We start from the raw sequence: 20,044 nt of genomic DNA on the forward strand, positions 1-20,044 counted from the left end.
GCTCAGTGCTCTCCGTCCTGGGCCTCGTCCTGCGTCTCGGCCCCGGGGGTCGGGAGCCTCGACAGGGCGGTTTCTACCTTCGCGCGGGCCTGGGCCATGCGGCCGTACAGCGCGCCCCGGGCGTCCATCGAGGCCGCGAGTTCGGCGCGAAGCTGTGCCTGGTCGGCGTGCAACTGCGCCTTGTCCGAGCGCAGCCGTTCGTTGTCTTCTGCGAGCCGGCGCACGAGCGCCAAGAGCTCGCGGGTGCGCTCGGCGAGCGTATCGAGTTCCTGATCCATCAGGCGATGGTATGGATGCGCCCCCGGTGGGTCAAGTTGACAATGCCCGCGCAATGCCCGCGCGCCCGTCAAGGCTTGCCGATTCGGTTAGCATCCCGCCCGTGAACAAGCTCCTCATGTTGCTGCTGGCCTGCTGGCTGGCGGTCTCCGGCGCCGTGGCGCAGCCGGTGCGGGTCGATGCGGTCGAGGCCGAACTGGTCGCGGCGAGCGACGCTGCGGTGCCTGGCGGCACGCTGATGCTGGGGCTGAGGCTGCGGCACGACCCCCACTGGCACAGCTACTGGCGCAACCCTGGCGACTCCGGCCTGCCGACACAGCTGGAGCTCGCTCTGCCCGCGGGCTGGTCCGCCGGCGAGATCGCCTGGCCGGCGCCGAAGCGCATCTTCATCGGGCCGCTGGCCAACTACGGTTACGAGGACGAGGTCCTGCTGCCGGTGCCGGTCCGCGTGCCCGCCGGCGCCGCGCCGGGCGAGGTGCGGATCACCGCCCGGGCGCAGTGGCTGATGTGCCGCGACGTCTGCATTCCCGGCGAGGCCGAGCTGGCGCTGCCGCTGCGGGTCGCACCCACGGCGGCGCCTTCGCCGCAGGCTGCTCTTTTCGAGGCGGCGATGGCGGCCGGCCCGCGCGAAGCGCTGCCGGTCCGGGTCGGGCTGGGCGATGGCGGGCGAGCCTCGTTGGCCTTCGGCCTCGCAGGCGTGCAGACGGCGGAGTTTTTTCCGTATGCGCCGGCGCTGGTTTCGGCGCCGGCACCGCAGCGCCTGTTCCGCCTGGACACGCCGGGCGCATCGGGCGCTCAGGACACGCCCGGTAGATGGCGGCTCGAGCTGGCGCTGGCCGAGGGGGTGGATCGCGCCGCGCTGGACAAGGGCGGATTCCTCGCCGGGCCGGTGGGCGTGATGAGGGTCGACGGCCGCCATTACGAGGTGGTGGCGGGTCCCGGCGAAGCGGGCGCGGGCGGGGTGCTGGTGGCGACCGCCGAGGGCAGGGACGAGTCGCGCGGCGCGCCGCAAGGGGGCGCGGCATCGCGCTTCCTCGAGGGGGTCGGCGGTGGCAGCTCCGCCCCGGCGCCCGGCGCGGTTGCGGCGCCGGGCGGCGGCCTGACGCTGGCGATGGCGGCACTGTTCGGGGTGCTTGGCGGGCTGATCCTGAACCTGATGCCCTGCGTGTTCCCGGTGATCGGCCTGAAGGTGCTGGGTTTCGCCGGCCACGGGGGCGCAGGCGCAGGCGGCGGCGAGGCCCGCCGCGGTGCGCTTGCGTTCGCCGCCGGCGTGCTCGCCTCGTTCTGGGTGCTGGCGGCGCTGCTGCTGGTGCTGCGCGGGGCGGGACAGGCGGTGGGCTGGGGCTTCCAGCTGCAGTCGCCTGCGTTCGTCGCTGCGATGGCGCTGCTGTTCGTCCTCATCGGCTTGAACTTCGCAGGCGTCTTCGAGTTCGGCCTGCGGCTGACCCGGCTCGGCGGCGCCGAGGCGGCGGTGGCCGGTCGCGGCGGGCTGGCGGGCTCCTTCGGCGCCGGGGTGCTCGCGGTGCTGGTCGCCACGCCCTGCACCGCGCCCTTCATGGGGTCGGCGCTGGGCTACACGCTGGGGCGCCCGGCTGTCGAGGTGTTCGTGGTGTTTGCCGCGCTTGCGCTCGGCATGGCGCTGCCCTATGTGATCCTGGGCTTCTTCCCGCGGGCGCTGGGCTGGCTGCCGCGCCCGGGGCGCTGGATGGAGAGCTTCCGCCAGCTGCTGGCCTTCCCGATGTTCGCCACCGTTGCGTGGCTGGCCTGGGTGCTCGGCCTGCAGGCCGGCGTGGATGCGGTGCTCGCGCTGGCGCTCGGTGCAGTGCTGGTCGCGCTGGCGGCCTGGCTCTATGGGCGCTTCGTGCAGGCTTCCGCAGGCAGCCATCGCCTGCTGGCCGGGGCGCTTGCGCTTGCGTCGCTGGCCTGCGGGCTATGGCTGGCGATGCCGGCGGCCGACGCGGGGCTCGCCCCCGCTGGCGGCGCCGAGCGCTCGCCGGGGGCCGGCGCAGCGTCCGGCACCGCGGGTGCGGCCGGAGCGTCCGGCACCGCGGGCGCATCCGGCACGTCCGGCACGTCCGGCACGTCCGGCACGTCCGGCACGTCCGGCACGTCCGGCGCGTTGCCGGTCGCCTGGGGTGTCTGGAGCGAGGCAGCGGTCCAGCAGGCGCGGGCCGCAGGCAGGCCGGTGTTCGTCGACTTCACCGCGGCGTGGTGCGTGAGCTGCCAGGTCAACAAGAAGCTGGTGCTCGAACGCGACCCGGTGGCCGGTGCGTTCGCGCGGCGCAACGTGGCGACGCTGCGCGCGGACTGGACGCAGCGCGACCCGCTGATCACAGAGGCGCTGGCCGCCCATGGCCGCAACGGCGTGCCGCTCTACCTGCTGTACCTGCCCGGCGAATCGCAGCCGCGCATCCTGCCGGAGATCCTCACTTCCGGGCTGGTGCTCGCCGCGCTCGCGTCGATCGAATGAGCGCCCCATGAGCGCCCTGTAAGGTTTCCGGAGCCCCGCGCGCCGGACGTATAATTCGCCCCGCTTTCGGTGCCGTGCGAGCAGTCGCAGCGCGCGGTTAAACGGGAAACAGGGAGCGAAGCCGCCTCGCAGGCGGTTCAAGCCAACCTGTGCTGCCCCCGCAACGGTAAGCAGGCGCGCCGGGCCTTCAGGCCCAGCGCTGGTCGCGCCAACGCCACTGGAACGCCGGCACCCGCCGGCGCCCGGGAAGGCGGTGCGGCCGGGCCTGCCAGCCCGGATACCGGCCGGAAGGGTTGGGCTCGACGTCCGCTGTGGCGCGCGAGTCCGTTTCCATCCACGGCGCCGAGCGGCGGGCTCGGGGCGGTGCGCATCCCAAGGATGCGCGAAGGGTATTTCTTCCATGTGTTCCTCAAGGCAGTTTCTGGCCGCGTCCCTGCTGACGCTGGCTCCGGTGCTGGCTGCGTACGCGCAGCCGCAATCCCTCGACCAGGTGGTGGTCACCGCGACCCGCAGTGAGCGGCCGGTGTCCGAGTCACTGGCCGACGTCACCACGATCGAGGCCGACGAGATCGCGCGGGCCGGCGCGGCCAGCGTTCCCGAGCTGCTGCGCGCGCTCGGCGGCGTCGAGATCTCGCACAACGGCGGCAGCGCGGGCCTGGCCGGAGTGTTCGTGCGCGGCACCAAGACCTCGCAGACCGTGATCCTGGTCGATGGCGTGCGGCTCGAGAATCCGACCTCGGCCACCGCCAACCTCGAGACTCTGCCGCTGGCGGCGATCGATCGCATCGAGATCGTCCGCGGTCCGATGTCCTCGCTGTACGGCTCCGGCGCGATGGGCGGTGTCATCCAGATCTTCACGCGGCAGGGGTCCGGCGCGCCGCGTCCCTTCGTGTCGGCCGCGGCGGGCAGCCGCGGCACCGCGCAGCTGCAGGCGGGCGTGTCCGGCGCGAGCGGCGCCACCCGCTATTCGCTGGCGGCCTCGGTCGACCGCACCGGCGGCTGGGACGTGACCTTTCCCTACAGCGGCAGCTACCAGCAGGACCGCGACGGCAACGGCCGCCGCAGCCTGACCGGCTCGCTGTCTCATTCCTTCGGCCATGGCTGGGAGGCCGGCGCCAGCCTGCTGGTCAGTGACGGCCATGCGCGCTACGACGACGCCTGGTCGACGCCCGACAGTGCCCGCTTCGAGTACCGCACCTCCGCGCTGAGCACCTTTCTGCGCGGGCGTCCGTCCGAGCGCTGGCAGACCGAGCTGCGGCTGGGCCAGACGCGGATCGACTACGACTACGACGCCTTCTCGTATTCGCCGCGCACCGCGTCGACCACGCTGACCTGGCAGAACTCGATCGCGCTGCCCGTGGGCAGCCTGCTGCTGGGCGCCGAGCAGCTGCGCCAGACCATCGAGGGCGAGGGGCTGACGACGGGGCCCTACGCCTACCTGCGCGATTCGCGGCGCACCGATTCGGTGTTCGCCGGCTACGAGCTTGGCATCGACCGTCACCTGCTGCGCCTGCAGCTGCGCCGAGACCGGATCGAGACCGCGGGCAGCGAGACCTCGGGCACCGTCGCCTGGGGCTATCGGCTGACGCCGCAGTGGCTGGCCCGGGCGTCCTGGGCCAGCGCGTTCCGGGCGCCGACCTTCGACGACCTCTACAACCCCTTCGGGTCGAACCCGGACCTGCGGCCCGAGCGTTCGCGCGGCGGCGAACTGGCGCTCGAGTACCGCGCGGGCCCGACGCTGTTCAAGGCCACCGCGTTCTCGAGCCGCATCGACGATGCGATCGAGCTCGACGCGACCTGGACGCCGCGCAACATCGATTCCGCGCGGGTCGACGGGCTCACGCTCGAAGGGCGCCACCGGATCGGCGCATGGACGCTGCGCGGCGCTGCGACCTTGCAGAATCCGCGCGGCGAGCGCTTCGACCCGGTCGGCGGCGACCTCGTCTCCGGGCAGCTGGCGCGGCGTGCCAAGCGTCACGCCAGCCTCGGGATCGACTGGCAGCCCGGCGCACTCCGCCTGGGTGCGGAGCTGGTGGCGCAGGGACGGCGCCGCGACAGCAACGACGAGGCGATGGCCGGCTATGGCCTGCTGGCGCTGACGGCCGGCTACCGGCTGTCGCAGGAGCTGGATCTGTTCGCGCGGCTGGACAACGTCGGCGACCGCGCCTACGAGACCGCCTGGGGCTACGCCTCGCAGCCGCGCACGCTGCTGGTGGGCTTCAACTGGCGGCCGCGCTGACGCGGATGCGGCATTGTCTTGCCCGGATGCTGCTGGCTGCGGCAGTCGCGGCCGGGGGCTCCGTGCGGGCGGATGCCGGTGGCGCAGCCGCCGCCCCTGCGCCGAAGCCACCCGCGCTGCGCCTGGTCGACGACTGGGGGCGCAGCGTGGCGCTGGCCGGCCCGCCGCAGCGGATCGTCTCGATGGCGCCGCATGCCACCGAGCTGCTGTTCGCGGCCGGCGCCGGGCCGAGGGTGGTCGCGGTGGACCGCAGCAGCGACTTCCCCGCCGAGGTGCGCGCGCTGCCACGGCTTGCCGCCCATCCCCGTCCGGATCCGGAGCGGCTGCTGGCGATGCGCCCCGACCTGGTGGTGCTATGGGGGGCAGCCGTCGGGCGGGATCTCGTCGATCGCCTCGAGGGCTTCGGGGTGCGGGTCTTCGTCTCCGAGCCCAAGGGACTCGATGACGTGGCCGGCACGCTCGAGCGCTTCGCGCTGCTGGGCGACGACCCGCGGCGCGGCCGCGACGAGGCGCGCAGTTTCCGGCAGGCGGTGGCCGCGCTGCGCGCGCGTCATGCCGCAGGCGCACTGGTGCCGGTGTTCGTCCAGGTCTGGGCCCGGCCGCTGATCACGCTGTCCGACCGCGACAGCTTTGCCGACGTGCTGCGCACCTGCGGCGCGCGCAATGTGTTCGGCGCCGAGCGGATGGCGGCGCCGCAGGTCGGCGCCGAGGCGGTGCTGCGTCTGGCGCCGCGCCTGGTCGTGGCCTTCGGCGGCGAGCGGGCCGAAGCTGCGCGCGACACCTGGACCCGGCTCGGCCTGCTGGCGCCCGATGGCCCGGCCGGCTTCGTTCAGCTGAGCGGGGCGATCCAGCGCCCCACGCCGCGGATGCTCGCGCCGATGAAACTATTGTGCGAGGCGGTCGAGGCGACCCGGTCCGGTCTGCCGCCGGCGGCCGGCAGGTAAAATTCCCGCTCCAGGGCCGGTTCCGTGACGGGACCGTTCGCCCCGGAGCCGGTCCCGCCAAGGGGCCTTCCGCCGGCCGCGTGGCGCCGGCGCTTCACAAGCAGGAGCCTCCGGATGCCCGTCGTCGCGGTCGTGAACCCGAAGGGAGGCGTCGGCAAGACGACGCTGGCCACCAACCTCGCCGGGGCCTTCGCTGCCCAGGGTCATCGCACCATGCTCGGCGACCTCGACCGGCAGCAGTCCTCGCGCGACTGGCTCTCGCTGCGTCCCGAAGGCCTCGCTCCGATCGAGGGCTGGGACGAGGCCGGCGAGGGCGGCCTGCGCAGGCCGCCGGCCGGAGTCACCCACGTGGTGCTGGACACGCCGGCGCAGATCGAGGCAAGCCGTCTTGCCGAAGTCCTGAAGCTGGCCGACCGGGTGCTGCTGCCGATGCAGCCCTCGATGCTCGACGTGCTCGCGATGCAGCGCTTCCTGCGGGAACTCGAGCGCGCGCTGCGCGGCCGCGCCCGGCTGCATGGCAGGGTCGGGGTGGTCGGCATGCGGGTCGACGCGCGCACGCGTGCAGCGGAGGAGCTCGAACGCTTCCTGGCTGGGCTCGGCCTGCCGGTGGTCGCCACCTTGCGCGACACGCAGAACTACGTCCAGCTCACGGCCCACGGCCTGACCCTGTTCGACCTGCCGCCGCAGCGCGTGGAGCGCGACCTCCAGAGCTGGGAGCCGCTGCTGCGCTGGCTCTGAGGAATCCCCGGACTTGCCGAACTCCCTCGCCGGTTTCGATGCCGCCGTCGCCGCGCTGCGCGCGCCGCCGGGTGTCGCCCTGTCGGTTCGCCTCGTCGAGGAGGAGTCGCGCACGCTGAGCGTGCTGCGCGGCGTGCTCCAGCCGCTGGCCTCGGTCGTGGACTGCGGCGCGATGGTCACCGCGTGGCTGCCGGGCGGCACCGGCTACTGCGCCACCGCCGACCTGCGCGCCGCAAGCCTGCAGGCGGCGACCGACCGGGCGGTCGAATGGGCGCGCGTCTCGGCGCGCTCCGGGCTGCTCGACGGCATCCCCCTGCCGCGTCCGGAGGCGGCCGGCCTGCGCCGCGCGCCGCCGGGCTACGAGCCGCTGCCGCCGGACGGGGACCTGGCCGCGCTGCTGCATGACGAGGCTGCGGCCCTGCGCTGCGACGAGCGCATCGTCCACTGGTGCGCGACGCTGCGCATCGCCCGCAGCCGCCACCGCCTGCACTTCGACGGCAGCCTCGTGGCCGAGCAGGAGTCCATGCACGTCGAGCCGAACCTGGAGGCCACCGCGGCCAGCAGCGGGCGCGCGCAGACCCGCACGCTGGCCGGCCACTACAACGGTTTCTGCCAGCAGGGCGGCTTCGAGGTGATCCGCAGCTCCGGTCTGCCGGGCGGCGGCCGGCGTGTGGGCGACGAGGCGCTGCAGCTGCTCGCGGCGCCCAACTGCCCGTCGGGCCGCATGTCGCTGCTGCTGATGCCTGACCAGATGATGCTGCAGATCCACGAGTCGATCGGCCATCCGCTGGAGCTGGACCGCATCCTGGGCGACGAGCGCAATTTCGCCGGCGGCAGCTTCGTGACGCCCGCGATGTTCGGCAGCTATCGCTACGGCTCGGAGCTGCTGAACGTCAGCGTCGATCCCGCCCGCGAGTCTTCATTCGCCGGCTGCGCGGCCGACGACGAGGGCATGCAGGCGCGCCGCGTGATGCTGATCGAGCACGGCCTGCTGCTGCGTCCGCTGGGTGGCGCGCTGTCGCAGGCCCGCGCGCGCGCCGAGGGTTTCGCGCTCGACGCGGCCGGCACCGCGCGCGCCAGCGGCTGGCATCGCGCGCCGATCGACCGGATGGCCAACCTCGACGTCGAGCCGGGCGACACGCCGCTGGCGGAGATGATCGCCGGCGTGGAGCGGGGCGTGCTGATGCGCACCAACGCGTCCTGGTCGATCGACGACTCGCGCAACAAGTTCCAGTTCGGCTGCGAATGGGGCCAGCTGATCGAGGACGGCCGGCTGGGCGCGGCGGTGCGCAATCCCAACTACCGCGGCGTGTCGGCGACCTTCTGGCGCAGCCTGTCTCGGGTCGGCGACCGCGACAGCTTCGAGGTGATGGGCACGCCGTATTGCGGGAAGGGCGAACCGGGGCAGATCGTCCGCGTGGGGCACTCAGCGCCGGCCTGTCTGTTCGACGGGGTCGAAGTGTTCGGCGCGGAGGGCTGATGGCGGCGGGCCTCAGGGATCAATACCTGCCGGCGCTGGACGCGGTGCGCGCGGCGGCGCGCCCGGGAGAGACCAGCGCCGGCTGGCTCGCCGCGGAGCGCTCCGACTTCGTCCGCTTCAACCGGGGGCGGGTGCGCCAGTGCGGCACAGTGGAGCGGGCCACGCTCGAACTGCGGCTGATCGCCGGCGACCGCCAGGCGCGGCGCACGCTCACCCTCTGCGGCGTGGCCGCCGAGGACCGGGCGCGCGTCGCTGCGGGCTTCGATTGGCTGCGCGCAGCGATCGGCCGCAGCGGCCCGGACCCCTGGCTCTGCTTCTCGCCGGTGCCTTCGGCCAGCCTTGCGCTCGAGCGCGCGCTGCTGCCGGGCGCCGACGAAGCGGTCGACGCGGTGCGCGCGGCCGCCGGCGACGCGGACCTGGTCGGCTTCCATGCCAGCGGCCCGCTGGCGCGCGGCTTCGCCAGCAGCCTCGGGCATGCGCACTGGCACGAGGCCGATGCCTGGTTCTTCGATCATTCGATCCACGTGGGCGAAGGGCAGGCGGTGAAAGCCACGCTGGCCGGCGGTGACTGGTCGGCCCAGCGCGTGGCCGGCTCGGTGCGCGACGCGCGGGCCCAGGCGGCGCTGCTGCGCCGGCCCGCGCTGCAACTCGCTCCCGGCAGCCATCGCAGCTACCTGGCGCCCGCCGCGGTGGCCGAGCTGCTCGGGCTGCTGGCCTGGGACGGCTTCTCGGCGCGGGCGCATCGCAGCGGCCATGCGTCGCTCGCGCGGCTGCGCTCGGGCGCTGCGGCGCTGGATGCGCGGGTGCGCATTGCCGAGGACCTCGCGCAGGCCCGGGCGCCGCGCTTCCAGGCCGACGGCTTCACCCGCCCCGCGCGCGCGGCGCTGGTGGACGGCGGACGCTTCGACGGCTGGCTGGTGTCGCCGCGCAGCGGCCGCGAGTTCGGCCTGGACGACAACGGCGCGGCGGACGCCGAGTGCCCCGAGGCGCTGTCGATGGCCGGCGGCGGGCTGCCGGGCGCGCAGGCGCTGGCGCGGCTTGGCACCGGCGTGGCGATCGGCAATCTCTGGTACCTGAACTTCTCTGACCGCGAGGCCTGCCGGATCACCGGAATGACCCGCTTCGCGAGCTTCTGGGTGGAGGACGGCGTAGCGGTGGCGCCGATCGCACCGATGCGCTTCGACGACAGCGTCTACCGGATGCTGGGCGAAGCGCTCGAGGACCTGACGTCGGAGGCAGTGCCGATCCCGGACACCGACAGCTACGAGGGCCGGCGCTCCGGTTCAATCACCGCGCCGGGCGCGCTGCTGTCGGGGCTGGCGCTGACCTTGTAGCGCAATGGAACCGGGGCCCGCCGCCCTCGGCCTGGCCGGACTCGCGCTCCGATAGACTCCCCGCACACGCTCATGAGAACAGAAGAGGAGACAGACCGTGTCCGTTCGCGCCTATGACTGGATCGCGCATCATGCCCGCAACGCCGGAGACGACAGCGCCGCCGTCGACCTGCACGAGAACCGGCGGCTGAGCTATCGCGAGCTCGACCGCCGCGTCGCGCGGCTGGCGGCCTGGCTGCGCGAGGCGGGCGTCGCGCGAGGCGATCGCGCGGCGATCCTGGCGCAGAACTGCACCGACTATTTCGAGCTGCAGTTCGCCTGTCAGCGGCTGGGCGCCATTTTCGTCCCGCTCAACTGGCGGCTCACCGTGCCCGAGCTGCGCTTCATCGTGGGCGACGCCGCGCCGCGCGTGCTGATCCACGACCCCGAGTTCGCCGAGGCCGCGCACGCGCTGGCGCAGTCCGTCCAGGGGCTTGCGCTGCTGGCCCGCGGCGGCGCAGCCAGCGACTACGAACGCGCGCTGGCTTCGGTCGAGCCGCTGGCCGCCGAGGCCTGCGAGCCCGTCACGCACGACGACGTCTCCACCATCATGTACACCTCGGGGACCACCGGTCATCCCAAGGGCGCGATGATCACCCACGGGATGACCTTCTGGAACGTGGTCAACCTGGGCATGCCCGCGGAGATCGGCTACAACACCGTGTTCCTCGCGGTGCTGCCGCTGTTCCACACCGGCGGGTTGAACTGCTATTCCAACCCGGTGTTCCATGCCGGTGGCCAGGTGATCGTGCAGCGCGCCTTCGAACCCGGCGAGGCCCTGCGGATGATCGCCGACCCCGCGCTCGGGCTCACCCACTTCTTCGGGGTGCCGGCGCACTTCCAGTTCCTGCTCCAGCATCCGGACTTCGATCGCACCGACCTGTCGCAGCTGCGCGTGGCGGGCGTCGGCGGCGCGCCGATGCCGGTGCCGCTGCTGCAGGCCTGGCAGGCCCGCGGCGTGCCGGTGATCCAGGGCTACGGGATGACCGAGACCAGCCCCAGCGTGCTGTGCCTCGACCGGCGCGACGCGGTGCGCAAGGTGGGCTCGGCCGGCAAGCCCGTGCTGCACACCGAAACGCGGATCGTCGACGAGCAGGGCCGCGACGTTGCGCCCGGCGAGATGGGCGAGCTCTGGGTGCGCGGCCCCAACGTCACTCCCGGCTACTGGAACCGGCCCGAGGCCAACAAGGCCTCGTTCACCGACGGCTGGCTGCACACCGGCGACGCGGCCCGGGTCGACGAAGAGGGCTACTACTACATCGTCGACCGCACCAAGGACATGTACATCTCCGGCGGCGAGAACGTCTATCCGGCCGAGGTGGAGAGCGTGCTCTACCAGATCCCGCAGTTGGCCGAGGCGGCGATCATCGGCGTGCCGGACGAGCGCTGGGGGGAGGTGGGCAAGGCGATCGTCGCGGTCAAGCCCGGGCAGGCGCTCACCGAGGAGCAGATCCTCGACCACTGCCGCGAGAACCTCGCGCGCTTCAAGCTGCCGCGCTACGTGGAGTTCGTCGAGGCGCTGCCGCGCACGGCCTCGGGCAAGGTGCACAAGCCGACGCTGCGGCAGTCCTACGGCGGGAAGTAGCCGCCGGCGGACCCGCCCGCGCGGCGCGGATGCGTCCCGCTGTGGCCGGCGGGTTCGGCCTGCGGCGGCCTAGCGTCGCTGAGCCGGCTCGGTCACGAAGCCGATCTTCCCGATGCCCGCCCGCTGGGCGCTGCCCATCACCTCCGCGATGCGCTGGTAGCGGGTGTCGCGGTCGGCGCGCAGATGCAGCTCCGGCTGGGGCTTGCGCTGCGCCGCCTCGGCAAGCCGCATGGCGAGCGCCTGCAGGTCGGCCACCGGCTCGCCGTCCCAGAACAGCGCATCCGAGGCATCGATCGACAGCGTCACGGTGCCGGGCTTCTCGGTGCTGGCGGGCGCGTCCGCCTTCGGCAGGTCGAGCCGGATGGCGTTGGTCAGCAGCGGCGCGGTGATGATGAAGATCACCAGCAGCACCAGCATCACGTCCACCAGCGGCGTGGTGTTGATCTCGGCCATCGGCTGGCCGCTGCCGCGCTGGTCGAATCCTCCGAAGGCCATGGTGTCGTCCCCCGCTCAGTTGCCGACGGTCTGGGTGGGCTTGCCCGGCGGGACCACGCCGGTGCGCAGGCTGTCGGCGCCGCCGTCGCCCATCCGCCGGCCGGTGGTGACCAGTGCGAGCAGGTCATGCGCGAAGCCGTCGAGCTCGGCCAGCGTCAGCCGGTTGACCCGCGTGAAGGCGTTGTAGGCGAGCACCGCCGGAATTGCGACCGCCAGGCCCGCCGCAGTCATGATCAGCGCCTCGCCGACCGGGCCGGCGACCCGGTCGATCTGCACCTGACCGTCGCCGGCGATCGCGAGCAGCGCGTGGTAGATCCCCCAGACGGTGCCGAGCAGACCCACGAAGGGCGCGGTGCTGCCCACCGAAGCGAGCAGGGTGAGCCCGCTCTCCAGGCGACTAGAGACCTGGTTGATCTCCTGGCGCAGCGAGCGCGTGACCAGCTCGGTGCGGTCGATCGAGGCGGCCAGCGAGGCCGCCGGCTGCACGCTGGCGGCCTGCCTGGCCCGCTCGGCCAGGGGGAAGAACACCGCCTCCGGATCGGCCGGCTTCAGCGTGGCGATCGCCTCGTCCAGGGTGCGCGCCTCCCAGAACCGTTCGAGCGCGGCGCGCGCGCCCTTGCGCAGCCGCCAGGCGCTCCAGGCCTTCGACAGGATGAAGTACCAGCTGAGCACCGACATGGCCAGCAGCAGCCAGGCGGTGCCGTGCGTGACCGCGTCACCCGCCTCCCAGAAATGCATCAGGCCGAGCGCGCGTTCATCCATCGTTCAGTTCTCCAGCTTGAAGACCCATTTCCAGTCCTGGTACCACTCGGGCACCGGCCTGCCATCGACCGTGGCCGGACGGAAGCGCCATTTTTTCACAGTGTCGATCGCTGTGCGGTCCAGCAGCTGCGATCCGCTGGACTTGCGCAGCCGCACCTCGAGCACGCTGCCGTCGGCGCCGACGTGGATGTCCAGCCTCACCTCGCCCTGGTCGCCCATCCTGCGCGCCATTGCGGGATAGGGCGGCGGGGCGTTGCCAGACCAGCTGGCGTCCAGCCGGGGGCCGGCGCGCTGGGGCCCTGCGGAGGGCGCTGCGGGGGGTGCGGGCGAAGGCGCCGCCGGCGCGGCGGGCGCGTTCGGGGCTGCGGCAGCGGGGCCTGGGCTTGGACCTGCCGCGGGCTGGCCGGGCGCAGGCGTCGTGTCCACGGCAGGCGCTTTCGGTGTTCCAGGCGCATCGACAGCCGGTGCGGCCGGGACCTGGTCGGGAATGGGTCTTGGCGCCGGCGCCTTCGGCGCCGGGGCGGGCCTGGGAACGGGCTTTGGCGGCGGCGGTTTCGGCGGCGCAGGTCTGGGCGCAGGCAGTGCGGGCGCAGGCGGTGGCGGGGCGGGCAGTGGTGACGCGGGCGGCGAAGCTGGCGCAGCCGCCGGGCGCGGCTGTTCAGGCGCGGGAATCAGCACCACCTCCACCGGGCGCACCGGAACACGCACCGGCTGCTGGCCGGCCAGCGTGACCGCCGCAGCCACCATCGCCGCGTGCAGTGCCAGGCTGCCGCCGGCCGCCACCCAACGCCGCTGCTCCATCGGTGCAATTATAGGGACCGGTTGCGCCCGCCGCGGGAGGGCCGCCAAGCTCACGGGAGTGCTTCGTGTTCCGGTTCGTCGTGGTCGCCTGCTGTCTGCCGCCCCTCCTGTTCGGCGCCTGCGCGCCGCTTGCAGCCGATGGTCCGCGCGGCGCCGATCCCGCGCTCGCCGTCGCCGCCCCGCGCGTCGCCAACGCGCACGTCGCCAATGCGCCCGTCGTCAACGCGCACGTCGCCAACGCGCCCGTCGTCAATGCGCCCGTCGCCAACCACGCCCGGCAGCCGACCCTGCCCGTCGACCGCGACGACGCGCCGCTGCCAGCGTCGCTGCGCAAGGTCCTCGAGACGCCGGGCGGCGTGGACGTCCTGCTGCTGGGGGAGATTCACGACCATCCGATGCACCACCGGCTGCGCGCCCGCTGGCTGGGCGAGCTTTCCGGGCAGGGGCGTTTCGTGCTGGCGATCGAGCAGCTGGACGCCGACCGCCAGCCCGCGCTGGACGAAGCGCGGCGGGAGGCGCAGCGCACCCAGGAGGCGGCGGGTGGCGCGGCGGGATCCGCCACCGATCGCGTCCCGGTGGTGGCGCAGTCCGCCGACCCGGCGCTGCGGATCGCACAGGCGGCGGGCTTCGATTCGCGCGGCTGGCACTGGCCGTTCTACGCGCCCTACGTCGAGCTCGCGCTGCGGCGCGGGCTGCCGCTGGTGGCTGCCAATCTGTCCAACGAGCAGGCGCGGCGCATCGCCCGCGGCGAGCCGCACCCGCTTGCTGGCGTGCTGCCGCCCGGCTGGGGCGCGACCGAGCGCGCTGCCATGGCTGCCGAAATCCGCGACGGGCACTGCGGGATGCTGCCCGAGTCCGCGATCGTGCCGATGGCCGCCGCGCAGGTGGCCCGCGACGCCCAGATGGCGCGCGCGCTGGTCGAGGCGCATCGCGCCAGCGGATTGCCGGTGGTGCTGCTCGCCGGCAATGGCCACGTCCGCGCGGATCTCGGCGTGCCGCGCCACCTGGCCGGGCTCATGCCGGGCGCCCGGGTGCTCTCGGTCGGATTCGTGGAGCCCGGCGGACCGCTGCCGGCCTTCGACCTGGCGGTGCTCACCCCGGTCCACCCGCGTCCGGATCCCTGCGAGGCGATGCGCAGGTCGATGCGCTGACCGGCTGAGGGATGACCCTTGCCGGGGCTTCCATGCGGTCGGCTCGCGCTGTAGGCTGGGCCACCCGCAACGGGACAAGAACAGGAGGAGACCCTGATGAGGATGAACACGAAGATCGCTGCCGCGCTGGCCGCGGGGCTCATCGCAGGTGCTGCGGCGGCCCAGGAGCCCGCGCTGCCGGCCAGCATCACGCTGAGCGCCTACGACACCGGATCGAACGGATTCAACCAGGCGGTCGCGATCGGCGGCATGCTCAAGAAGCGCTACTCGACCGACGTGCGGGTGCTGCCGGCCGGCAACGACATCGCCCGCCTGGCGCCGCTGAAGGCGGGCCGGGCGAACGCATCGGCGATGGGCATCGGCACCTTCTTCGCGCAGGAGGGGGTGTTCGAGTTCGCCAACCCCGACTGGGGGCCGCAGGCGGTGCAGCTGATCCTGTCCTCGTCGAGCTGCAACGGCCAGTCGCTGGGCGCTGCCGCGGACGTCGGCATCAAGACGGCCGCCGACCTCAAGGGCAAGCGCGCCGGTTTCGTGGTCGGCTCGCCGGCGGTCAACCAGAGCATGCTGGCCTTCCTCGCGTTCGGCGGCTGGACGACCAAGGAGGTCAGGGCGGTCGAGTTCGCCAGCTATGGCGCGATGATGAAGGGCGTCGTCAACGGCGAGATCGACCTGTTTTTCGCGTCGACGATCTCCGGCCTCACCAAGGAGATCGACAGCTCGCCGCGCGGCGTGATGTGGGTGCCGATGCCCGCCTCCGACACCGCCGGCTGGGAGCGGATGAAGAAGGTTGGCCCCTACTTCTACCCGCACAAGGCGACCTGCGGCCCGCAACTCAGCCCTGAGAAGCCGGTCGAGACCTCGGTCTATCCGTATCCGATCTTCATGGCCTACGCCTCGCAGGACACCGGCCTGATCCATGCGCTCACCCGGGCGATGCTGAAGCACTACGACGACTACAAGGATTCGGTCGCCGGCGTGGACGGACTCGAGGGCAAGCGCCAGAACCTGCAGTGGAGCATGCCCTACCACGCAGGCGCGGTGAAGGCGCTGGCCGAGGCGGGCATCTGGAACGCCGCCGCCGACAAGCACAACCAGGGCCTGCTCAAGCGCCAGGCAGTGCTGGCCGCCGCCTGGAAGAGCTTCATCGCGACCAGGCCTCCGTCCGACAAGGACCAGTTCCGCGACGCCTGGATGAAGGCGCGGGCCGCGGCGCTGCGCGCCGACGGCCTGGACGTGCTGTTCGAGTGAAGTCGAAGTCGCGCGGGCGCCTGCGGGCGCCCGCGCGCCGGGCCGCGCGTCAGCGCAGCCCGAGCACGTCCTGCATGTCGAACAGTCCCGCCTCGCGCTCGGCGAGGAAGCGGCAGGCCCGCAGACTGCCATGAGCGTACGTCACGCGGCTGGCCGAGCGGTGGGTGATCTCGATGCGCTCGCCGATGCCGGCGAACAGCACCGTGTGGTCGCCGACGATGTCGCCGCCGCGCACCGTGGCGAAGCCGATGGTGGACGGGTCCCGTTCGCCGGTCACCCCTTCGCGGCCGTAGACCGCCACCTGCTTCAGGTCGCGGCCGAGCGCATCGGCGATCACCTCACCCATCCTGAGCGCCGTGCCCGAAGGCGCGTCCACCTTGTGACGATGGTGCGCTTCGATGATTTCGATGTCGTAGCCTTCGGCGAGGATGCGCGCGGCAGTCTCCAGCAGCTTGAAGGTGACGTTGACGCCCACGCTCATGTTCGGCGCGAACACGATGCCGATGCGCTGCGCGGCCCGGGCGATCGCCGCCTTGCCGTCCTCGTCGAAGCCCGTGGTGCCGATCGCCATCCGCACGCCGCGCGCGGCGCAGGCCTCCAGATGGCGCAGCGTGCCCTCCGGACGCGTGAAGTCGATCAGCGCGTCCGCGCCCGCGAGCGCCTCGTCGAGCGAATCGGTGATGCGCACGCCGGTGGTCCGGCCGAGGAACTCGCCCGCGTCCCGGCCGAGCGCGGGGCTGCCGGCGATGTCGAGCGCGCCGGAGAGCTCGGCGTCCGGCGCCTCGAGCACCGCTTCGACCAGCATCCTGCCCATCCGGCCGGACGCGCCGGCCACTGCGATCTTCATCATCGTGTTGTCGTTCCTGTTGCGCCGGTCTAGCGTCGCGGCGCCCGGGTGCCCGGCAGCGCCGGGTCGGTGGGATCTTCGCGCTGCGGCAGTTCGTCGGCCTCGATCGCGTCGACGCGGTCGTCGCGGAAGCGGACGGTCACGCGACGCTGCTCGCTGCGGCCGCTGGCGTGCAGGTAGCGGAAGACGTAGTCCCAGCGGTCTTCGCGGAACATGTTGTCGAGCAGCGGCGAACCCAGAGCAGCTCGCACCTGCGAACGGTTCATGCCGGGCTTGACCTGGTCGAGCATCTCGCGCGTGACGTAGTTGCCCTGGGGAAGGTCGGTGCGATACGGCTCGAACAGGCCGCTGCGGTCGGAGCGCTGCGAGGCGCAGCCCGCCGACGCTGCGACCAGCAGCACGAGGGCCGCGCCGGCGAGCGCGCGCCGGGCGCGGCCTGCGCCCGCGGCATTGCGCGCAGCAGCGCTGCCTTCCGGCCGGTCGGCCCGGGCGGGACGGGGGTGCTGCGGGGGGCTGGCGATCATGGGCTCGTGGTCCTGGGGGGCGACAGCGATGCCGACCGGGGTTCTCAAACCCGATATGATAGCGACTCGATCCGCGCATGATGCGGGCCCCCGCTGCCGGTGGGCGTTCCCAGTCAATTTCCCCAGGTTGCCCAAGCGCATGTCAGCGACCCAAGACCTCCGCAGCATCGGCCTCAAGGCCACCCTGCCGCGGCTCAAGATCCTCGAGATCTTCCAGGCGGGCAAGGTCCGCCGCCACATGAGCGCGGAGGACGTCTACCGAGAGCTGCTGGCCGAGAACCAGGACATCGGGCTGGCCACGGTGTACCGCGTGCTCACGCAGTTCGAGCAGGCGGGACTGCTCAGCCGGAGCAACTTCGAGTCCGGCAAGGCCGTGTTCGAGCTCAACGAGGGCGCGCACCACGATCACCTGGTCTGCCTGCAGTGCGGCCGGGTCGAGGAGTTCTTCGACTCCGATATCGAGAAGCGCCAGCAGCAGATCGCCCGCGAACGAGGCTTCGAACTGCAGGATCACGCGCTCGCGCTTTACGGCAACTGCACCAAACCCGACTGCGAGCATCGCCGGGCTTGAACCTGGCACGCGGCTTGCTGGAGATCCCCGCATGACCGCACATCCGCTTACCCCGATCGCACCGCCGCAGGGCATCTACGACGAGATGCTCGACGAGGCGGGCCAGTGCCGCGAGCACTACCGCGCCTGCGGAGAATGGCTGGCCTCGATGGGCGCCGAGGCCATGGCCGCCAAGCGCGCCGAGGCCGACCTGATCTTCCGGCGCACGGGCATCACCTTCACCGTCTATGGCGAAGAGGGCGGCTCGGAGCGGCTGATCCCGTCGGACGTCGTGCCCCGCATCATTCCGGCGGACGACTGGGCGCTGCTGGAACGCGGCCTGGTCCAGCGGGTCACCGCGATCAACCGGTTCCTGGCCGACATCTATCATGGCCGCGAGATCCTGCGCGCCGGCCTGATCCCGGCCGAAGACGTGCTGGAGAACGACCAGTACCAGCCGGCGATGATCGGCGCGCGCCTGCCGCACGACACCTACGCGCACATTGCGGGTGTCGACCTGGTCCGTCACTCGGACGGCGCCTTCTACGTGCTCGAGGACAACCTGCGCGTCCCCTCGGGCGTGTCCTACCTGCTCAGCAACCGTCGCACGATGATGCGCCTGTTCCCCGACCTGTTCCGTCGGTATCAGGTCCGCCCGGTCGAGCACTATCCGGCGCTGCTGCTGCACACTCTTCGTGCAGCCACCGAGGTGGACAGCCCCACAGTGGTGCTCCTGACCCCGGGGCGCTACAACAGCGCCTACTTCGAGCATGCCTTCCTTGCGCAACAGATGGGCATCGAACTCGTCGAGGGGCAGGACCTGTTCGTGCGCGATTCCTGCGTCTGGATGCGCACCACTTCGGGGCCGCAGCGGGTCGACGTGATCTACCGCCGGCTCGACGACACCTTCCTCGATCCGCTCGTCTTCCGGCCGGACTCGACGCTCGGCGTGCCGGGGCTGATGGCGGCCTACCGGGCGGGCAACGTGGTGATCGCCAACGCGATCGGCACTGGCGTGGCCGACGACAAGTCCATTTATCCCTACGTGCCGGAGATGATCCGCTTCTATCTCGGCGAGGAGCCCCTGCTGCGCAACGTGCCGACCTGGATCTGTCGGCGGCCGGAAGATCTCGCCTACGTCCTCGCGCATCTGCCGGAGCTGGTGGTCAAGGAGGTGCATGGCGCCGGCGGCTACGGGATGCTGGTCGGCCCGACCAGCACTGCGGCAGAGATCGAGAACTTCAGGCGCGCGCTGGTGGCCAACCCCGGCAACTACATCGCACAGCCGACGCTTGCGCTGTCGACCTGCCCGACCTTCGTCGACGAGGGGGTCGCGCCGCGCCATATCGACCTGCGCCCCTTCGTGCTGGTGGGCCGCGAGGTCAGGATGGTGGCCGGCGGACTGACGCGGGTGGCGCTGCGCCGCGGTTCGCTGGTGGTCAATTCCTCGCAGGGCGGCGGCACCAAGGACACCTGGGTGCTGGATGCGCCTGCGCGGGGCGGGTCGGCTGCCTCGGCCGGCCAGGGGGCCGGCCTGGCGCACGATCCGGTCGGCCAGGGACAGGTTTCCGCCAGCGGCGCAGCGGAGGGGTTCTGATGCTCTCGCGCGTCGCTTCCCACCTGTACTGGATGTCCCGCTACCAGGAGCGTGCCGAGAACATGGCGCGCATCCTCGACGTCGGGCAGTCGCTTGCGCTGCTCTCGGCCCAGGACGACGGCGCCGCCATCGAGCCGCTGATCATCACCGACACCCTCGTGGCCTTCGATGAGGCGGGCGGGCCGCGCACCACGGAGGGCGTTGCGCGCTTCCTGGCATGGGATGCCGCGCATCCGTCGAGCATCGCCAACTGCCTGGAGAGCAGCCGGGAGAACGCGCGCGCGGTGCGCGGCGCGATCACCTCCGAGATGTGGGAGACGATCAACGACACCTGGCTGCAGTTGCAGCAGCGCAGGCGCGTGGAGGGCCAGCCGGTCGACGCCGGCTTCTTCGACTGGGTCAAGGAGCGCAGCCACCAGTTCCGGGGGGTGACCTCAGGCACCATCCTGCGCGGCCAGCCGTGGGCCTTCATCCGGCTGGGCACCATCATCGAGCGCGCCGACAACACCGCGCGCATCCTGTCGGTGAAGCAGGGCGCTGTCGACACCGCCGTACGTCCGACGCCCCCGGCCGACGACATCGCCGATTACTACAGCCTTGCGGCGGTGCTCCGCTCGGTGTCAGCCTTCGAGGCCTACCAGGACACCTACCGCGACGTGATCGACGCGCGGCGCGTGGCCGAGCTGCTGATCCTCGATCCCAAGCTGCCGCGCTCGCTGCGCTTCTGCTACGACGAGATCGAGGCGCTGCTCGACCAGCTTCCGAAGCAGGCCGGCCGGCCGGCCCGCCGGCTCGCGGCAACGATTCAGGCTGGGCTTGCGCATGGCGATGTCGCCGAGGCGCTGTCGCTGGGCCTCTATGAGTTCCTCGAACGTTTCCTGAAGGAGAACGTGCTGCTCGGCGAGGCGGTGCAATCCGCCTATCTCGAGCTCACGTGAGCGAAGCCTGCGGGGGCCGCGCGCGC

General features: G+C 72.3%; 17 protein-coding genes, 1 pseudogene and 1 riboswitch. Of the genes and pseudogenes, 12 read left to right on the plus strand and 6 right to left on the minus strand.

What is annotated here, in order from left to right; genetic code table 11:
• Positions 1-2: 2 nt before the first annotated feature.
• Entirely contained in the window at positions 3-278 is a 276-nt protein-coding gene (locus HNQ70_RS04720; protein WP_183964766.1) for a hypothetical protein, read from the minus strand.
• Between the two features lie 101 nt (positions 279-379).
• On the opposite strand from HNQ70_RS04720, the gene HNQ70_RS04725 reads away from it, so the two are divergent.
• The 7 genes from HNQ70_RS04725 to HNQ70_RS04755 all read left to right on the plus strand — a co-directional run bounded on the left by HNQ70_RS04725 (position 380) and on the right by HNQ70_RS04755 (position 11,105).
• Positions 380-2,746 (plus strand): protein-disulfide reductase DsbD family protein, encoded by a 2,367-nt coding sequence (locus HNQ70_RS04725; protein WP_343060638.1) that lies wholly within the window; start codon positions 380-382, stop codon positions 2,744-2,746.
• 50 nt (positions 2,747-2,796) lie between these two features.
• Positions 2,797-3,049: riboswitch (cobalamin riboswitch) on the plus strand.
• 97 nt (positions 3,050-3,146) lie between these two features.
• Positions 3,147-4,985 carry a TonB-dependent receptor domain-containing protein gene (locus tag HNQ70_RS04730; RefSeq protein WP_183964768.1) on the plus strand — a complete coding sequence of 613 codons (1,839 nt, stop codon included), beginning with the start codon at positions 3,147-3,149 and terminating at the stop codon, positions 4,983-4,985.
• 26 nt (positions 4,986-5,011) lie between these two features.
• Positions 5,012-5,929 carry a helical backbone metal receptor gene (locus HNQ70_RS04735; RefSeq protein ID WP_183964770.1) on the plus strand — a complete coding sequence of 306 codons (918 nt, stop codon included), beginning with the start codon at positions 5,012-5,014 and terminating at the stop codon, positions 5,927-5,929.
• A gap of 114 nt (positions 5,930-6,043) precedes the next feature.
• Positions 6,044-6,667 (plus strand): ParA family protein, encoded by a 624-nt coding sequence (locus tag HNQ70_RS04740; protein WP_183964772.1) that lies wholly within the window; start codon positions 6,044-6,046, stop codon positions 6,665-6,667.
• Between the two features lie 55 nt (positions 6,668-6,722).
• Positions 6,723-8,147 carry a TldD/PmbA family protein gene (locus HNQ70_RS04745; RefSeq protein ID WP_183965485.1) on the plus strand — a complete coding sequence of 475 codons (1,425 nt, stop codon included), beginning with the start codon at positions 6,723-6,725 and terminating at the stop codon, positions 8,145-8,147.
• Positions 8,147-9,481, plus strand: coding sequence for a metallopeptidase TldD-related protein (locus HNQ70_RS04750; RefSeq protein WP_183964774.1), 1,335 nt, complete (start codon positions 8,147-8,149; stop codon positions 9,479-9,481). Before HNQ70_RS04745 ends, HNQ70_RS04750 begins: the two co-directional genes overlap by 1 nt.
• Before the next feature lie 97 nt (positions 9,482-9,578).
• On the plus strand, positions 9,579-11,105 hold the full coding sequence (locus HNQ70_RS04755; protein ID WP_183964776.1) for a long-chain-fatty-acid--CoA ligase: 1,527 nt from the start codon (positions 9,579-9,581) through the stop codon (positions 11,103-11,105).
• On the opposite strand, the pseudogene HNQ70_RS04760 reads toward HNQ70_RS04755, so the two are convergent.
• The 3 genes and pseudogenes from HNQ70_RS04760 to HNQ70_RS20355 all read right to left on the minus strand — a co-directional run bounded on the left by HNQ70_RS04760 (position 11,005) and on the right by HNQ70_RS20355 (position 13,163).
• Positions 11,005-11,600: pseudogene (locus HNQ70_RS04760) on the minus strand (ExbD/TolR family protein). The gene HNQ70_RS04755 and the pseudogene HNQ70_RS04760 overlap by 101 nt on opposite strands.
• Positions 11,601-11,615: 15 nt before the next feature.
• The gene (locus HNQ70_RS04765; protein ID WP_183964778.1) at positions 11,616-12,362 is read right to left on the minus strand and encodes a MotA/TolQ/ExbB proton channel family protein; all 747 of its coding nucleotides are present in this window, start codon (positions 12,360-12,362) and stop codon (positions 11,616-11,618) included.
• Between the two features lie 3 nt (positions 12,363-12,365).
• Positions 12,366-13,163 (minus strand): energy transducer TonB, encoded by a 798-nt coding sequence (locus HNQ70_RS20355; protein ID WP_343060639.1) that lies wholly within the window; start codon positions 13,161-13,163, stop codon positions 12,366-12,368.
• A gap of 65 nt (positions 13,164-13,228) precedes the next feature.
• On the opposite strand from HNQ70_RS20355, the gene HNQ70_RS04775 reads away from it, so the two are divergent.
• Positions 13,229-14,314, plus strand: a complete 1,086-nt coding sequence (locus HNQ70_RS04775) for a ChaN family lipoprotein (RefSeq protein ID WP_183964781.1) — start codon at positions 13,229-13,231, stop codon at positions 14,312-14,314.
• A gap of 96 nt (positions 14,315-14,410) precedes the next feature.
• Positions 14,411-15,562 carry a TAXI family TRAP transporter solute-binding subunit gene (locus HNQ70_RS04780; protein ID WP_183964783.1) on the plus strand — a complete coding sequence of 384 codons (1,152 nt, stop codon included), beginning with the start codon at positions 14,411-14,413 and terminating at the stop codon, positions 15,560-15,562.
• A 49-nt stretch (positions 15,563-15,611) separates the two neighbouring features.
• On the opposite strand, the gene dapB is transcribed toward HNQ70_RS04780, so the two are convergent.
• Positions 15,612-16,412, minus strand: coding sequence for a 4-hydroxy-tetrahydrodipicolinate reductase (dapB, locus tag HNQ70_RS04785; RefSeq protein ID WP_183964786.1), 801 nt, complete (start codon positions 16,410-16,412; stop codon positions 15,612-15,614).
• 26 nt (positions 16,413-16,438) lie between these two features.
• Complete coding sequence (locus HNQ70_RS04790) at positions 16,439-16,933, minus strand: outer membrane protein assembly factor BamE (RefSeq protein WP_183964788.1); 495 nt, start codon at positions 16,931-16,933, stop codon at positions 16,439-16,441.
• A gap of 139 nt (positions 16,934-17,072) precedes the next feature.
• On the opposite strand from HNQ70_RS04790, the gene fur reads away from it, so the two are divergent.
• The 3 genes from fur to HNQ70_RS04805 all read left to right on the plus strand — a co-directional run bounded on the left by fur (position 17,073) and on the right by HNQ70_RS04805 (position 20,018).
• Entirely contained in the window at positions 17,073-17,504 is a 432-nt protein-coding gene (gene fur, locus HNQ70_RS04795) for a ferric iron uptake transcriptional regulator (RefSeq protein ID WP_183964790.1), read from the plus strand.
• Positions 17,505-17,589: 85 nt separating this feature from the next.
• Positions 17,590-19,080, plus strand: a complete 1,491-nt coding sequence (locus tag HNQ70_RS04800; RefSeq protein ID WP_221302676.1) for a circularly permuted type 2 ATP-grasp protein — start codon at positions 17,590-17,592, stop codon at positions 19,078-19,080.
• Positions 19,080-20,018, plus strand: coding sequence for an alpha-E domain-containing protein (locus HNQ70_RS04805; RefSeq protein WP_183964794.1), 939 nt, complete (start codon positions 19,080-19,082; stop codon positions 20,016-20,018). The genes HNQ70_RS04800 and HNQ70_RS04805 overlap by 1 nt, the downstream gene beginning before the upstream one ends.
• Positions 20,019-20,044 lie beyond the last annotated feature (26 nt).

Source organism: Quisquiliibacterium transsilvanicum (assembly GCF_014202215.1).
Lineage (GTDB): Bacteria > Pseudomonadota > Gammaproteobacteria > Burkholderiales > Burkholderiaceae_E > Quisquiliibacterium > Quisquiliibacterium transsilvanicum.

Bases quoted from the DNA above. Each gene is read 5' to 3' on its own strand.
- HNQ70_RS04735 (WP_183964770.1), top strand. From the start codon at position 5,012: ATGCTGCTGGCTGCGGCAGTCGCGGCCGGGGGCTCCGTGCGGGCGGAT.
- HNQ70_RS04800 (WP_221302676.1), top strand. From the start codon at position 17,590: ATGCTCGACGAGGCGGGCCAGTGCCGCGAGCACTACCGCGCCTGCGGA.
- fur (WP_183964790.1), top strand. From the start codon at position 17,073: ATGTCAGCGACCCAAGACCTCCGCAGCATCGGCCTCAAGGCCACCCTG.
- HNQ70_RS20355 (WP_343060639.1), bottom strand. From the start codon at position 13,163: ATGGAGCAGCGGCGTTGGGTGGCGGCCGGCGGCAGCCTGGCACTGCAC.
- dapB (WP_183964786.1), bottom strand. From the start codon at position 16,412: ATGATGAAGATCGCAGTGGCCGGCGCGTCCGGCCGGATGGGCAGGATG.
- HNQ70_RS04740 (WP_183964772.1), top strand. From the start codon at position 6,044: ATGCCCGTCGTCGCGGTCGTGAACCCGAAGGGAGGCGTCGGCAAGACG.
- HNQ70_RS04730 (WP_183964768.1), top strand. From the start codon at position 3,147: ATGTGTTCCTCAAGGCAGTTTCTGGCCGCGTCCCTGCTGACGCTGGCT.
- HNQ70_RS04750 (WP_183964774.1), top strand. From the start codon at position 8,147: ATGGCGGCGGGCCTCAGGGATCAATACCTGCCGGCGCTGGACGCGGTG.
- HNQ70_RS04765 (WP_183964778.1), bottom strand. From the start codon at position 12,362: ATGGATGAACGCGCGCTCGGCCTGATGCATTTCTGGGAGGCGGGTGAC.
- HNQ70_RS04790 (WP_183964788.1), bottom strand. From the start codon at position 16,933: ATGATCGCCAGCCCCCCGCAGCACCCCCGTCCCGCCCGGGCCGACCGG.
- HNQ70_RS04780 (WP_183964783.1), top strand. From the start codon at position 14,411: ATGAGGATGAACACGAAGATCGCTGCCGCGCTGGCCGCGGGGCTCATC.
- HNQ70_RS04720 (WP_183964766.1), bottom strand. From the start codon at position 278: ATGGATCAGGAACTCGATACGCTCGCCGAGCGCACCCGCGAGCTCTTG.
- HNQ70_RS04805 (WP_183964794.1), top strand. From the start codon at position 19,080: ATGCTCTCGCGCGTCGCTTCCCACCTGTACTGGATGTCCCGCTACCAG.